The sequence below is a fragment of the Kribbella sp. NPDC026596 genome (assembly GCF_040638415.1).
GTDB lineage: Bacteria > Actinomycetota > Actinomycetes > Propionibacteriales > Kribbellaceae > Kribbella.
Genome location: NZ_JBEZYF010000082.1, coordinates 1 through 12,936 on the forward strand (window position 1 = coordinate 1; position 12,936 = coordinate 12,936).

Annotated in this window: 11 protein-coding genes and 1 riboswitch; of the genes, 6 read left to right on the forward strand and 5 right to left on the reverse strand. The window is 70.3% G+C overall.

Annotation, left to right across the window (positions count from 1 at the left end; translation table 11 throughout):
* The 4 genes from AB0E63_RS40265 to AB0E63_RS40280 form a co-directional block, all read right to left on the reverse strand.
* The coding region (locus AB0E63_RS40265) for a DUF4394 domain-containing protein (protein ID WP_360378252.1) at positions 1-931 on the reverse strand (931 nt) is incomplete at its 3' end.
* Between the two features lie 132 nt (positions 932-1,063).
* Positions 1,064-1,927, reverse strand: coding sequence for a C40 family peptidase (locus tag AB0E63_RS40270; protein ID WP_360378254.1), 864 nt, complete (start codon positions 1,925-1,927; stop codon positions 1,064-1,066).
* Positions 1,924-2,988 carry a dipeptide epimerase gene (locus tag AB0E63_RS40275; RefSeq protein ID WP_360378256.1) on the reverse strand — a complete coding sequence of 355 codons (1,065 nt, stop codon included), beginning with the start codon at positions 2,986-2,988 and terminating at the stop codon, positions 1,924-1,926. Before AB0E63_RS40275 ends, AB0E63_RS40270 begins: the two co-directional genes overlap by 4 nt.
* Positions 2,985-3,788 (reverse strand): serine hydrolase, encoded by an 804-nt coding sequence (locus AB0E63_RS40280; protein ID WP_360378259.1) that lies wholly within the window; start codon positions 3,786-3,788, stop codon positions 2,985-2,987. Before AB0E63_RS40280 ends, AB0E63_RS40275 begins: the two co-directional genes overlap by 4 nt.
* A 42-nt stretch (positions 3,789-3,830) precedes the next feature.
* Here AB0E63_RS40280 and AB0E63_RS40285 point away from each other — a divergent pair, with 42 nt between their 5' ends.
* Genes AB0E63_RS40285 through AB0E63_RS40295 form a run of 3 tightly spaced genes read left to right on the forward strand, consistent with a single transcriptional unit; the run spans position 3,831 to position 6,390 of the window.
* Positions 3,831-4,760 (forward strand): cobalamin biosynthesis protein, encoded by a 930-nt coding sequence (locus tag AB0E63_RS40285; RefSeq protein ID WP_360378262.1) that lies wholly within the window; start codon positions 3,831-3,833, stop codon positions 4,758-4,760.
* Positions 4,751-5,431 (forward strand): phosphoglycerate mutase family protein, encoded by a 681-nt coding sequence (locus AB0E63_RS40290; RefSeq protein WP_360378264.1) that lies wholly within the window; start codon positions 4,751-4,753, stop codon positions 5,429-5,431. The genes AB0E63_RS40285 and AB0E63_RS40290 overlap by 10 nt, the downstream gene beginning before the upstream one ends.
* The gene (locus AB0E63_RS40295; RefSeq protein WP_360378266.1) at positions 5,422-6,390 is read left to right on the forward strand and encodes a DUF3500 domain-containing protein; all 969 of its coding nucleotides are present in this window, start codon (positions 5,422-5,424) and stop codon (positions 6,388-6,390) included. The genes AB0E63_RS40290 and AB0E63_RS40295 overlap by 10 nt, the downstream gene beginning before the upstream one ends.
* Positions 6,391-6,418: 28 nt before the next feature.
* Here AB0E63_RS40295 and AB0E63_RS40300 read toward each other — a convergent pair whose 3' ends face one another.
* Entirely contained in the window at positions 6,419-7,570 is a 1,152-nt protein-coding gene (locus tag AB0E63_RS40300) for a vanadium-dependent haloperoxidase (RefSeq protein ID WP_360378269.1), read from the reverse strand.
* Between the two features lie 267 nt (positions 7,571-7,837).
* Positions 7,838-7,977: riboswitch (cobalamin riboswitch) on the forward strand.
* A gap of 31 nt (positions 7,978-8,008) precedes the next feature.
* Between AB0E63_RS40300 and cobN the strand changes: the two genes are divergently transcribed.
* From cobN to AB0E63_RS40315, 3 genes are read left to right on the forward strand one after another with little or no spacing between them, the layout of a single operon-like run.
* Positions 8,009-11,719 (forward strand): cobaltochelatase subunit CobN, encoded by a 3,711-nt coding sequence (gene cobN, locus AB0E63_RS40305; protein ID WP_360378272.1) that lies wholly within the window; start codon positions 8,009-8,011, stop codon positions 11,717-11,719.
* Between the two features lie 12 nt (positions 11,720-11,731).
* Positions 11,732-12,496, forward strand: coding sequence for a 5'/3'-nucleotidase SurE (gene surE / locus AB0E63_RS40310; protein WP_360378275.1), 765 nt, complete (start codon positions 11,732-11,734; stop codon positions 12,494-12,496).
* The gene (locus tag AB0E63_RS40315; protein ID WP_360378278.1) at positions 12,493-12,918 is read left to right on the forward strand and encodes an alpha/beta fold hydrolase; all 426 of its coding nucleotides are present in this window, start codon (positions 12,493-12,495) and stop codon (positions 12,916-12,918) included. The genes surE and AB0E63_RS40315 overlap by 4 nt, the downstream gene beginning before the upstream one ends.
* Positions 12,919-12,936: the final 18 nt, after the last annotated feature.

Below are 12,936 nucleotides of genomic sequence, written 5' to 3' on the forward strand. Positions count from 1 at the left end.
AACGAGCGAGCGGGACGGCCAGGTCGACGACCTGGACGCTGCTCGGGAAGGTCCCGAGCTTGGTGGCCTTGCCAGTGATGAGGCCGATGTCGTACAGCCGCATGCGTCCGCCGGTGTTCAGTACGGCCAGACCGCAGTTGCCGCCGCCTTGCGTGGAGATGTCGAACCCGGCCCACGGGCCGGCATCGACGGTGAGCTTGCCGGTGGGCGCGAGCAGCCCGGCGTTCGCCGGTGACTGGATCACGACCTGGTCGAGCATGGTGTCGATGTCGAACAGCGTGGTCGCGGTGTTCGGGTCGAGGTCGTTGTTCGTGTACGCCGCCGCCGTCACCTGGGTCGCCGTGGTCGGCGGAGCCGGCGGCACGCCCGGGTAGGCCAGCGTGCCGTCGGTGGCGGTCATGCCCGCGGCGGGCGTACCGGCGGGGTCGTCGAGGTTGTGACGCAGGTTCTGGCCGGTGTCACTGATCACCCGCAGCCGGTTCGCCGCCGGGTTGAAGTCGACGCCGAAGTTCTGCCCGGACAGCGGGACGGTGAGCTGCGAGACCTTCGTGGCCTGCCCGAAGGAGGCACCGGTGTCGATCGTGTAGATGCCGCCGCGGTCGCCGACGCCGTACAGCTTGCCGTTCTGTACGCGGTAGTCGATGCCGACCAGCCGCTGGTCGCCCTCGAGTCCCTGGACCCGCGCCGTACCCCGGATCTTGTCAGGGGAGGTGCTCCGGAACTTCACCAGCCGGCCTTTGTCGGTCAGGCCGACCACCTCGGAGCGCTGAGGCTGGGCCGCCGCGGCCGGAGCCGTGGCGGCCGCGGCCACGGTCGGCGTGACGCGGGCCGTCGCCTGTGTCCCGCCGGTGAGGGCCAGTGCCGTCGCGGGCAACGCGATCGCGGCCGCCGTGGCGGCGACGACGAAGACGTGTCGTCGTGGTTGGTACATGCTGATTCACCTCTCGGTCGCGGCGCCGATCCACCTCGCGCGGCCGGTCGCCGGGCGGACCCGCCGGTGGGCCCAGCTCCGGCGGCGTCTCAAGCCCGTCTTCGTCGCGGGCGGCCGATCGGATGTGCGCGATCAGAAGCGGGCGGCGGTGACCAGGGTGGCGCGGCGTTCGTCGGAGACGGGTTCGTCTTCGAGGCGCTTGCCGGTTTCGGAGGCGTGCAGCATGCCGGTGGGGGAGACGAAGCCGACGTGGTGGACCTGCTTGCCGGGCCGGGCGAAGAAGTAGAGGTCGCCTGGCCGGGCGTCGTCGACCGGGATGTTCTCGAGGGCGTCGGCCTGGTCGTGGGCGTCGCGCGGGATGCGGACACCGAGGACGCGGCAGACGGTGTGAATCAGCCCGGAGCAGTCCAGTCCGTACGCCGAGGTCCCACCCCACAGGTACTCGAGCCCGAGGAACTGCGCCCCCAACCGCAGCCGGTCCTCGACCGTGGCGGGTTCCTCAACAGAGCGCAGTACGTCGTCCGGCAGCCAAGCAGAACCATCCGGTGTGGCGACCCGGGTGTACCCGTCCGCGTGCTCGACCGACGCCAGCACAGTCCCGAACGACAACTCGCCCACGGCACCACGACCCGGCTCCGGCTGCAGCACAGCAGTCGGTACGGCGATCGCGACCGGAGCGGTCGCACTCCCGGGCAACTCACCCAGGTGGCTGGACGGGACCCAGCCCGGGTAGCCCAGCTCGTCCTGGGACGACGGCTGCCACGGGGCGACGACCTCGGACCAGCCATCACGTTCGGAGCGGACCAGCACAGGTTCGGCGAACAACAACTGGGTCAGGGTCCGGCCGTGCAGGCCGAGTCGGGTCTCGGCGTCCATGGACTTGGCCCACGCGGCCACATCGGGTTGGGCGGCGATCGCAGGGGAATCGATGTCACGCGGGGCGTCCGGTGCGGTCCACACGGTGCTGACCGGGACCTTGGCGGCGACTAGCTTCATACGGTCAAGCCTGTCACGCCGAGTCCAGGAGCCGTGGGCAGGTGGATCAGCGAGCCTTCGTACCGAATGCCCCCGGCCACCGGCGCCTCGCGCAGCCACCAGGCCGCATCCAGATCGTTGACCGCGGAGGTCGGGTACGCCGACACCAGTGCGGCCGCCGCACCTACACCGACGTGGCTCTCCATCATCGAGCCGACAATGGTCCGGATTCCGTGGTCCCGGGCCAGTTCCAGCAGTGTCCGGGCCGGTCCGAGTCCACCGCATTTGGCCAGCTTGACGTTGACCATGTCCGCGGCGCCGAGCCGGATCACGTTGACCAGGTCGCGTACGCCGTACACCGATTCGTCGGCGAGGATCGGCGTACTGACCCGATCGGTCACCCACGCCATCCCTTCGAGATCGTCGGCCGCGACCGGCTGCTCGACCAACTCGATTGCGCAGCCGGCGTCCTCCAGCGCATGGATCGCGTTCACCGCGTCGCGCCGGGACCAGCCCTGATTGGCGTCGAGCCGGAGCGTCGGCCCCGGGCCGATCGCCTCGCGCACCCGCCGGACCCGTTCGACGTCCGCAGTCGCGTCGGTGCCGACCTTGACCTTGAGTACGTCGAACCCGTCCGCGACTCGAGCCTGTCCGGCAGCCGCGAGCGCATCCGCGTCACCAACGGACAGCGTCACATCGGTACGCACGGTGTCGACCGTCGAGCCGAGGAATCCGTGCAGCGTCTGACCACGACGCCGCGCAGCCAGATCGTGCAATGCGATGTCGACGGCGGCCTTGGCGCCGAAGTTGCCGGCGGCAGCGTTCTGCACGCGGCGCAGCGCTTCGGTGAGATCGTCCGGCCCGAGACCGTCCAGCGCGGTGGTGATCGGACCTTCGACGCAGGCCTGCGCACCGGCGAGCGACTCGCCCGTCACCTTCCAGACCTGCGGTGCCTCGCCCCAGCCAGTCAACTCGTCGTCGCTGATCTCGACCAGCAGCGAGTCCGCGTGGGTCGCCGTACGCAAGGCCGTCACGAACGGCGTGTGCAGCGGCGCCGAGACCAACTGCGTGCTGATCTTCATCGCACCCCTCCGAGGTCGTGCCGGTGGTTCCAGGCTTCGAGGGCGATCGCGGCGATCAGCTTCTGGGCTTCCGCGTCGGGCAGGTCGGACGTCGTACACACGACCAGCACGAAGGGCTCCGCGTCGGCCGGCCGAACGATGCCGCCGTCGTGGCGGATCCGGGTGTCCCAGCCGTTCTTGTGCTCGACCCGGGTGCCGTCGGGCAGCAACGCCGGGATCTCGCCGTTCCACTGATTGGCCGCCAGCAGATCCCGCAGGTAGTCGCCCTTCTCATTGCCCACGGCAACCAGTACGCCGGCCAGCCCGGCCGGGCTCATCAGGTTGCTGATACCTGCCCGCTGCGCGGCCGCGTCGTCGATCCCGCGGCGGATCGCGCTGTCGCCGGCGCCGTACTCCGCGAGGACGGCCTGCGCGGCGGGGACGCCGACCTGCTCGAGGACGAGGTCGGTCGCGAGGTTGCTGGAGCGGGTGATCATCTCGGTCGCCAGCCACCCGAGCGGCGCCGTCGTACCGAGCTTGGTCCAGGTCGCCGGCGCTTCGTCCTCGTCCGGGTTCACACCGAACCGCCCGCCGGCCGCGGACGCGAAGTCGTTGTGCACTGTCACCGGCTGGTCCAGCGCCAGTTCACCGGCCTCGACCTTGCGCATCATCGCCATCGCCACCGGCAGCTTCATCGTGCTCGCGGCGTAGTGCGTCCGCTCCGCCGCGTGCTCGAACACCGGTACGCCGTCCAGCCGGCCGAGCCAGACCCCGAACTCTCCGCTCCCGTCGACCGCTCGGAGCAGCTCCGCGATTCCCATGCCGGTCACCCAATCACAGCCTCACCTGGCAGACTGCCGAGGGTGTCCCGGGCTCACGGCATCCTCCTCGGCTTCGCCGCCGATCGTGCCTTCGGCGATCCGCGCCGCTTCCACCCCGTCGCCGGCTTCGGCCAGGCGGCCGCCCGGCTGGAGTCCCGCTGGTACGACGACTCCCGCGCGGCAGGTACGGCGTACGCCACCGTCCTCGTCGGTACGGCGACCGCCGCCGGAGTCCTCGTCGAGCGGCTGACCAGGAACCGCCCGATCGCGCACACGCTCGTCACCGCGGCCGCGACCTGGACCGTGCTCGGCGCGCGCAGCCTGGAGCGGGAGGCCTCAGTGATGGCCGGACTGCTGGAGGAGAAGGACATTCCGGCCGCGCGAGATCGACTCAGCCATCTGTGTGCGCGGGACGCGACCAACCTGGAGGCCGACGAGCTCGCCCGGGCGACCGTCGAGTCGATCGCCGAGAACACATCGGACGCGTGTGTGGCGCCGCTGCTGTGGGGCGGAGCACTCGGCGTACCCGGGCTGCTCGGCTACCGGGCGGCCAACACGCTGGACGCGATGGTGGGCTACAAGTCGGCGAAGTACCTCAACTTCGGGTGGGCGTCGGCCCGGCTGGACGACATACTCAACCTGCTGCCCGCTCGCGTCTGCGCGGTGCTCACCGGACTCGCGGCCGGGCGGCCCCGGGAGGTTGTGGCGGTGTGGAGGCGGGACGCGCCGAAGCACCCGAGTCCGAACGCCGGGCCGGTGGAGGCAGCGTTTGCCGGGGCACTCGACCTGACCCTCGGCGGGACCAACAGCTACGGGTCGTATCAGGAGGACCGTGGCACGCTGGGGGACGGGCCGACGCCGGCTGTCGCGGACGTACGCCGTACCGCCGCACTGGCTCGACGCGTCGGGATCGCAGCTGCCGGGGTCGCCGCGATCCTGGCCCTCGGGTGGAAAGGGAAGCGATGGGGCTGAGCCGACGGCCGATGCGGATCGCGCTGATCCGGCACGGCGAGTCCGAGGCGAACCTGGACAAGACGATCTTCGAGCGCGTCCCCGACCACGCGATCCCCCTGACCGCGCACGGCCACGAGCAGTCGGCCAAGGCGGGCACATACCTGCGGGAGCTGTTCGAGAACGAGCCAATCCGGGTGTACGTCTCGCCGTACCTGCGCGCCCGGCAGACGCTGGACTCGCTCGGGTTGGACGACCTGATTGGCATCGCCCGGGAGGAGCCGAGGCTGCGGGAGCAGGACTGGGCGAACTATCAGGACACCGCGGACATCGAGCAGCAGGAGAAGCTGCGGGACCGGTACGGGCACTTCTTCTACCGGTTCACCCACGGTGAGTCGGGGTCGGACGTGTACGACCGGGTGTCGACGTTCCTGGAGACGATGCACCGCGACTTCGAGAGCGCGGACGCGCCACGCAACGTGCTGCTGGTGTCACACGGGCTCACGATGCGGTTGTTCTGCATGCGCTGGTTCCACTGGTCGGTACGGTTCTTCGAGACGTTGCGGAACCCGGAGAACGCCGAAACACGCGTCCTGCTGCGCCAGCCGGATTTCCGGTACAAGCTGGACCGGCCGTTCGAACAGTGGACACATTACGAACCGACGGAACGGGAGCGATCGGCATGGTTGTAGAACGGACCCGGGAAGCGGTCCTCGAGCTACTGGCGAGCCTCACGCCCGGCCAGCTCGACAAGATCAAGGCGCCCTTCGACACGCCTGATCACCAGCAGTGGACGTATCTGCCCGGTCCGGTGCCCGGCCTTGCGCTGACCGAGCTGACGCCCGCGCAGCAGCGGCTGGTCGAGCGCCTGGTGGCGATCGGCTGCAGCGAGCGGGGTGCGGCCGATGCGTGGGCGGTGTGGGACGCGGAGGTCATCGTGCGCGGTATCCCCGCGCTGCCGCCGTCGGGGGAGTGGGAGGGGTCGGTCGTGGGCGACCGGTACTTCTTCCGGGTGCTGGGCGATCCGGCTGGGACGGAGCCGTGGGCCTGGCGGCTGAACGGTCACCACCTCGCGCTGCACGTCACGCTCGTCGACGGCGCCATCTCGTTCACCCCACAGTTCTTCGGGTCGAATCCGGCGGAGGTCCGCACCGGCCCGTCGGCCGGTCGACGCTTCCTGGCCGCCGAGCAGGACCTCGGCTTCCAGCTGCTGCACGCGCTCGAGCCCGGCCAGCTCTCCGTCGCACTGGTCTCCGACGCGGCACCGGACGACATCCTGACCCGCCACGACCCGATCGCCGACGCGTCGCTCCTCCACCGCGGTCTCGCCTACGGCGACATGACCGCGGACCAGCGTCAGCTCCTCAGCCTCCTGATCGGCCAGTACGTCGGCCGCGCCGCCGGACCGATCGGGTTGCAGACCTGGCAGGACATCACCGACCAGGGCATCGAGCGCCTGACCTTCGCCTGGGCCGGCGAGACCGAACCCGGCGTCGGCCACCGCCACTACTACTCGATCGCCGGCCCCACCTTCCTCGCCGAGTACGACAACACTCAGGACGACGCCAACCACATCCACTCAGTCTGGCGTGACGTTCGCAACGACTGGGGGATCGACCTCCTCGCCGCCCACTACGCCGCGCACCGCTGACGCGGCGCACGGCGCTTCGGGCTGACGCTCAGCTGTGGAGCGGCCGGAACTCGTGGTTGATCGTCCACGTGGCGGTGCGGTGACCGAGGCGGCTGGCGTCGGTCATGGCCTTCCGGAAGTGGAAGCCGAGCCAGATCCTGGCGTTCATGGTCTCGGCATCGAGGGCCGCGGCGCTGTCGTAGTGCCGAGTCGTCATGGTCACCGACGAGGAGATGTCCAGATCGAGGGACCGGGCGCTGAACAAATAGCTGAACACTCCGGTTGCGGCCCCGGTTCCGGAGGCGTGCCCGCTGACGTAGTCCGGATAGGGCGGCGTTTGCAGTAGCGACATCCAGGTGGGGTCGGCTTTCGTCGCCGGGTTCCGGTCGGTGTCGGCCAGCCGGATCGCGGTGATCGGGCGCCAGTAGGCGTAGTCGTACTTGCTTCGCCAGCAGGCAATCAGCGCATCGGCGATGCTCGTGCTGAGCAGGGCGAACGCCCGGGCGCTGGTGACGATGTCCATCCCCCGCGCGGTGACCTGGTCGCGAAGTGCCGTCTCGTACTGCAGCACCGCGTTGGCGTTCCAGAACAGCGCTGTCTCGGTCTGGAACGCGGTCCGGGTGGATCCGACCAGCGCGCCCTTGGCCTTCACCTCCGCGAAGTCCCGGGCATAGGCCTTCGACGTGATCGGGTCCGGCCCGGGCAGCCGGAACTGCGTCGGCGATCGGAGTGCCAGCGGTACGACGAAGCCGAGCCACGGGGCGAGCATCGGCGCGAAGGCGTCAGGTGTCGGGCGCCAGACTCCCGGAGCAGGCGTCACCGTCAGTTGGATGTTCGCGCCCCTGCCGTCGTTCTGTCGCGCTCGGATCAGGTTCGCGGCTGCGTGCCGGCCAACCTCGGTTCCGCGAACCTTGGCGCGGCCGTCGGCGATGCTGCCGAGCGACGCGGCATAGTCGGTGGCGAGGTTCGCCGCCGAGGCCGGGAAGTAGTACCGCAACACGTCGTACGCCGCCGTCGCGGCCGCCGCCTCCGACGACGCCTTGCCGCGGACCTTCGGTTGCTTCAGGTACGGCTGGTAGCGGCCCTCGATGGCCACCACCGCGTCGTACACGGCCAGCGAAACGAAGCCGAAGTACAGACTCCCCACCGGGACCGGGCTGGCGTTCTCGGTGTAGATCGTCCGCCGGCGATCGCGTTCCACTGGGTGATCACCGCCGGGTTCGAGTGGCTGCCGCCTGCCTGACTAGGCGCGGCGGTGAGGGCAGGAGCGGCGAGGCCGGCCGTCAGCACGACGACCAGGAATCTCCAGACCTTCAAGCGCATGATTGCCTCCTTCAGGTGAAGCCTGAGTGACGGCTTGCGCTGAAGAAGACGTTGCCGTGCGACGCCGAGAGGGCGTCCGCAGTACAAACCCTTAGCATTCCGGCCTACACCTGATGCCGCGTCGGGTCAACGGCGAGGCCTGTGCCCAGTGGGCCGGGACGTCGGTCGGCTAGAGTCGGCTCGTCATCGACGGCATCAGCAGGAACCCGGTGTGAGTCCGGGACGGTCCCGCCACTGTGAACCCTCATGGGGAAGTCAGGAACTGCCGCCGTCGTACCTCCGTCCGGGGCGTGGACACCCCGAGGAAGGACTGGGCGTGCCTGCCAACCTGCTGCTGCTCTCGACCGCCGACACCGACCTGCTTGCCGCTGCCGAGGCGGGTGCGGGCTGGGCGGTCGCCAACCCGGCCCGGCTGGAGCTCGACGACCTGACTCCTCTGCTCGACGCCGCCGAGGTTGTCGTGGTTCGCCTGCTCGGCGGGCGGCGCGCCTGGGAGGAAGGGCTCGACGCGGTCGTCGCGTCCGGCAAGCCGGTCGTGGTGGTCAGCGGTGAGGCCGCGCCCGACGCCGAGCTGATGTCGCTGTCGACCGTGCCCGCGGGGGCGGTGACCGAGGCACTGGCCTATCTCCGCGAGGGCGGCTCCGAGAACCTGCGCAACCTCGCCGGCTTCCTGCGCGACACGCTGCTCCTGACAGGCGACGAGTTCGAGCCGCCTCGCGCACTTCCGGCGTACGGCGTGCGTGGGGGGTACGTCGAGGACGACCGGCCGGTGGTCGGGATCGTGTACTACCGCGCGCACGAGATCTCCGGCAACACCGCCTTCGTCGACACCCTCGCCACCGCCGCCGCGGAGGCGGGCGCGCAGCCGCTGCCGGTGTACTGCGGCACCCTGCGCGGACTCGATCCGACGTCGTCCGAGAACGCCGAGCTGTTCGAGCTCCTGCGCAAGTGCGATGTCCTGGTCACGACGCTGCTCGCCGCCGGTGGATCCGTCGCGGCCAACGCGAGTGCCGGCGGTTCGGACGACGCCTGGGACGCCGGCGCGCTCGCGTCCCTCGACATCCCACTGATCCAGGGCCTCGCGCTGACGTCGACCCGCGAGCAGTGGCTGGCCAGTGACGCCGCGATCAGCCCGCTGGACGCGGCGACCCAGGTCGCGATCCCGGAGTTCGACGGGCGCCTGATCACGATCCCGTTCTCGTTCAAGTCGTACGACGCCGACGGACTGGCCCGGTACGCGCCGGACCCGGAGCGGTGTGCCCGGCTGGCCGGGATCGCAGTCGCGCACGCTCGCCTCCGCCACGTGCCGACTGCGGACAAGCGGCTCGCTCTGGTGCTGTCGTCGTACCCGACCAAGCACGCGCGGATCGGGAATGCGGTCGGTCTGGACACGCCGGCCTCGGCGGTCGTCCTGCTCGGGCAGCTGGAGCAGGCCGGGTACGACCTCGGCGGGCTCGACCTCAGCGAGCTGCAAGGGGCGGACGGTGCCGACGGGTTGATCCATCGGCTGATCGCGGCCGGTGGTCACGACGTCGAATGGCTGACCGACGAGCAGCTGGAGTCGGCGGTCGCCAAGATCCCGCTGTCGGTCTACGCGCAGTGGTTCGGGCGGGCGCCGGAATCGTTGCGCGAGGCAATGACCGAGGCCTGGGGCGCGGCGCCCGGTTCGCTGTACGTCGACACGTCCGGTGACGAACCCGCGATCGCGCTGGCGGCGCTGCGGTTCGGGAACGTGGTGCTGATGATCCAGCCGCCGCGTGGCTTCGGCGAGAACCCGGTGGCGATCTACCACGACCCGGACATGGCGCCCTCGCACCACTACCTGGCGGCGTACCGCTGGCTCGAGGCTCCGGCGGAGGAGGGTGGCTTCGGCGCGCACGCCGTCGTACATCTGGGTAAGCACGGGACGCTCGAATGGCTGCCGGGCAAGGGTATCGGGATGGCGGCCGACTGCGCGCCGGACGCCGTCCTCGGGAACCTGCCGATGGTCTATCCGTTCATCGTCAACGACCCTGGCGAGGGGACGCAGGCCAAACGGCGCGCGCACGCGACCGTCGTCGACCACCTGGTGCCGCCGATGGCGCGCGCGGAGACGTACGGCGAGATGGCCAAGCTGGAGTACCTGCTCGACGAGTATGCGACCGTGTCGGCGCTGGATCCGGAGAAGGTGCCGACGCTCCGGGCGCAGATCTGGACGCTGATCCAGGCGGCGCAACTGCATCACGACCTGCACACGTCCGAGAAGCCGGACGACGAGGAGTTCGATGAGTTCGTCCTGCATCTGGACGGATATCTGTGTGAGATCAAGGATGTGCAGATCCGGGACGGGCTGCACATCCTCGGTGGTGCGCCGGCCGGCGAAGCACGGGTCAACCTCGTGCTCGCCGTACTGCGGGCCCGTCAGCTGTGGGGTGGGTCGTACTCGATCCCCGGACTGCGGACCGCGCTGGGGGAGACCTTCGGGGTGGACGAGGCGGCCATGCTCGCCGATCCCGGCCGGGCCGTTCCGGAGCTTGCCGATCTGGCGACGCTCGCGGACCTGCCGGCGGTCAGTGGCGCCGATGGTGTGGACCTGTTGGAGGCCGTTGCGCGGAAGCTCGTCGTCGGGATGGAGACGCTGAGCTGGGATCCGCTCAAGGTTCCGGTAGTCGTGACTGAGGTCCTGGGTCGGTCGTCCGACCAGGTCTCGGAGTCGCTGACCTTCGCGGCCTCCGAAGTTGTCCCGCGGCTCGCGCGGACGGGTGACGAGCTGACCAACGTGCTTCGTGCTTTGGATGGCCGGTTCGTCGAGGCCGGGCCGTCGGGTTCGCCGACGCGCGGGCTGGTCAACGTACTGCCGACCGGCCGCAACTTCTACGCCGTCGACCCGAAGGCGATCCCGAGCCGCAACGCCTGGGACGTCGGTGTCGCGCTGGCCGACTCCCTCCTGGCCCGGCACCAGGCCGAGACGGGGGAGTGGCCGCGTTCGGTCGGCCTGACCATCTGGGGGACGTCGGCCATGCGCACCCAGGGCGACGACCTCGCCGAGGTGCTGTGGCTGCTCGGCTGCCGCCCGGTCTGGGACGAGGCGTCGCGGCGCGTCACCGGCTTCGAGGTGGTCGGCCTGGCGGAGCTCGGCCGGCCCCGGATCGACGTGACGATCCGGATCTCGGGGTTCTTCCGGGACGCGTTCCCGCACGTCGTCGCGCTGCTGGACGAGGCCGTGCGTACGGTCGCCGCCCTCGACGAGCCCGCCGACGGCAACTACCTGCGCGCCCACGTCTGCGAGGACGTTGCCTCAGGCAATGACCTGCGCTCGGCCACCGCCCGGGTCTTCGGCTCCAAGCCGGGCTCGTACGGCGCCGGCCTGCTGCCGCTCGTGGACGCACGGAACTGGCGCACCGACGCCGAGCTGGCCGAGGTGTACGCGGTCTGGGGCGGGTACGCGTACGGCAAGGACCTCGACGGCGCGGAGGCCCGCGGCTCGATGGAGCGCGCGTACGCCCGGATCCAGGTGGCGGCGAAGAACGCGGACACCCGCGAGCACGACATCATGGACTCCGACGACTACTTCCAGTACCACGGCGGCATGATCGCGATGGTCCGGCACCTGACCGGCGCGAACCCGAAGGCGTACGTCGGCGACTCCGCCGTACCGGCGCAGGTGCGCACCCGGACGCTGGAGGAGGAGACCAAGCGGGTCTTCCGGGCCCGGGTGGTGAACCCGCGGTGGATGGCGGCGATGCGGCGGCACGGGTACAAAGGCGCCTTCGAGATGGCCGCGACGGTGGACTATCTGTTCGGGTACGACGCGACCGCGGGCGTGGTTGACGACTGGATGTACGAGACGCTGACCACCGAGTACGTCGCCGATCCCGAGATGGCGGAGTTCTTCCGCAAGTCGAACCCGTGGGCGCGGCACGGCATCGCCGAACGCCTGCTGGAAGCGGCCCAGCGCGGTCTGTGGTCGTCGCCGTCCGACGATGCGCTCGAGACGCTGCGGAACGCGGTCCTTGAGACGGAGGGTGACATCGAAGACCGCGGCTGATTGGGTAGAGGCATGGCGCCCGAACAGCTGAGAGTCCTGATCACCAACGACGACGGCTACCGGGCTCCGGGGATCCGCGCGCTCGCGCCGGCGATCGTCGAGCTCGGGTACGACGTCCTCGTGGTCGCACCGCTCGAGGACGAGAGCGGCGTCGGGTCGGCCCGGGCGGGGATGGTCGGGCGCCCGATCCGGACGGCGTCCGAGGAGGAGGCCGGGGTCACCTACGTCGGTATCGACGGTACGCCGGCTCTCGCGGTGACGCTGGCGTCCGTGGGGGCGTTCGGGCGGGCTCCGGATCTGGTCCTGTCGGGGATCAACCGGGGCCACAACATCGGCGTACCGATCTTCCACTCCGGCACCGTCGCCGCGGCGCTCACCGCCGCCGGGCAGGGGACGTCGGCGGTTGCCATCAGCATCGATTCGGAGGACCCGGCGCACTGGCAGACGGCGGCGGCGGTCGCCGGCGAGGCGCTCAGCTGGATCGTTCCCGAACCGGCCGGCACGGTGCTGACCATCAACGTTCCCGACCGTCCTCTGGACCGGCTGGCGGGTGTCCGTCACGCGTCGCTCGCGCCGATCAAACGCTCTCGTATCACCGGGACGACCGCCCCGACCGGGGAGCCGATGATCGAGCTGGAAGCGCCGCGGCCCAATCCGGTCGCCGACTCCGACGAGGCTCTGCTCGCCGCCGGGTTCGTCACGGTCACGCCGATCGTCGGCATCCGGGAGGTCAAGGACGACGCCGCCGCCACCGCCCTCGCAAAACGCCTCGCGTGAAACTTTTCGTCGCGGAGGACGGCCCGTCCGACGCACCACCGGTCTTGTTCATCCACGGCCACGGCGGCGGCTATCACTTCCAGCGCTGCCAGGCCGACCTCCTGTCACAGGATCTCCACCTGATCGCCCCGGACCAGCGCGGCGTCCTGCGCTCCGGCCCGCCCGCGCCCGGCGAGCCGTTCAACCTCGACGTCTTGCTCGCGGACTCCGAGGAACTGCGCGAGGACCTCGGCTCTCGATCTTCGCCCGTCTCTACGAGGAGGCCGGAGACGCCGAGCGCGCAGCCAAGTGCCGTGCTCTGGCAGCTGTGCCGTCGACGACCTGGCGACCGACCCGCTCTCCGTCCAGGCGTACCGCGAGAACGCCCGCACCCCTCGCGTAACGCCCAGGTCCGGTCCTTCGTCCTGGCGACAGCCCGGTAACCGCGTCGTCATCCGGTC

Coding starts and splice junctions, on each gene's coding strand:
- surE (WP_360378275.1), top strand. CDS start 11,732: ATGGCGCCCGAACAGCTGAGAGTCCTGATCACCAACGACGACGGCTAC.
- AB0E63_RS40290 (WP_360378264.1), top strand. CDS start 4,751: ATGGGGCTGAGCCGACGGCCGATGCGGATCGCGCTGATCCGGCACGGC.
- AB0E63_RS40275 (WP_360378256.1), bottom strand. CDS start 2,988: ATGAAGATCAGCACGCAGTTGGTCTCGGCGCCGCTGCACACGCCGTTC.
- AB0E63_RS40295 (WP_360378266.1), top strand. CDS start 5,422: ATGGTTGTAGAACGGACCCGGGAAGCGGTCCTCGAGCTACTGGCGAGC.
- AB0E63_RS40280 (WP_360378259.1), bottom strand. CDS start 3,788: ATGGGAATCGCGGAGCTGCTCCGAGCGGTCGACGGGAGCGGAGAGTTC.
- AB0E63_RS40270 (WP_360378254.1), bottom strand. CDS start 1,927: ATGAAGCTAGTCGCCGCCAAGGTCCCGGTCAGCACCGTGTGGACCGCA.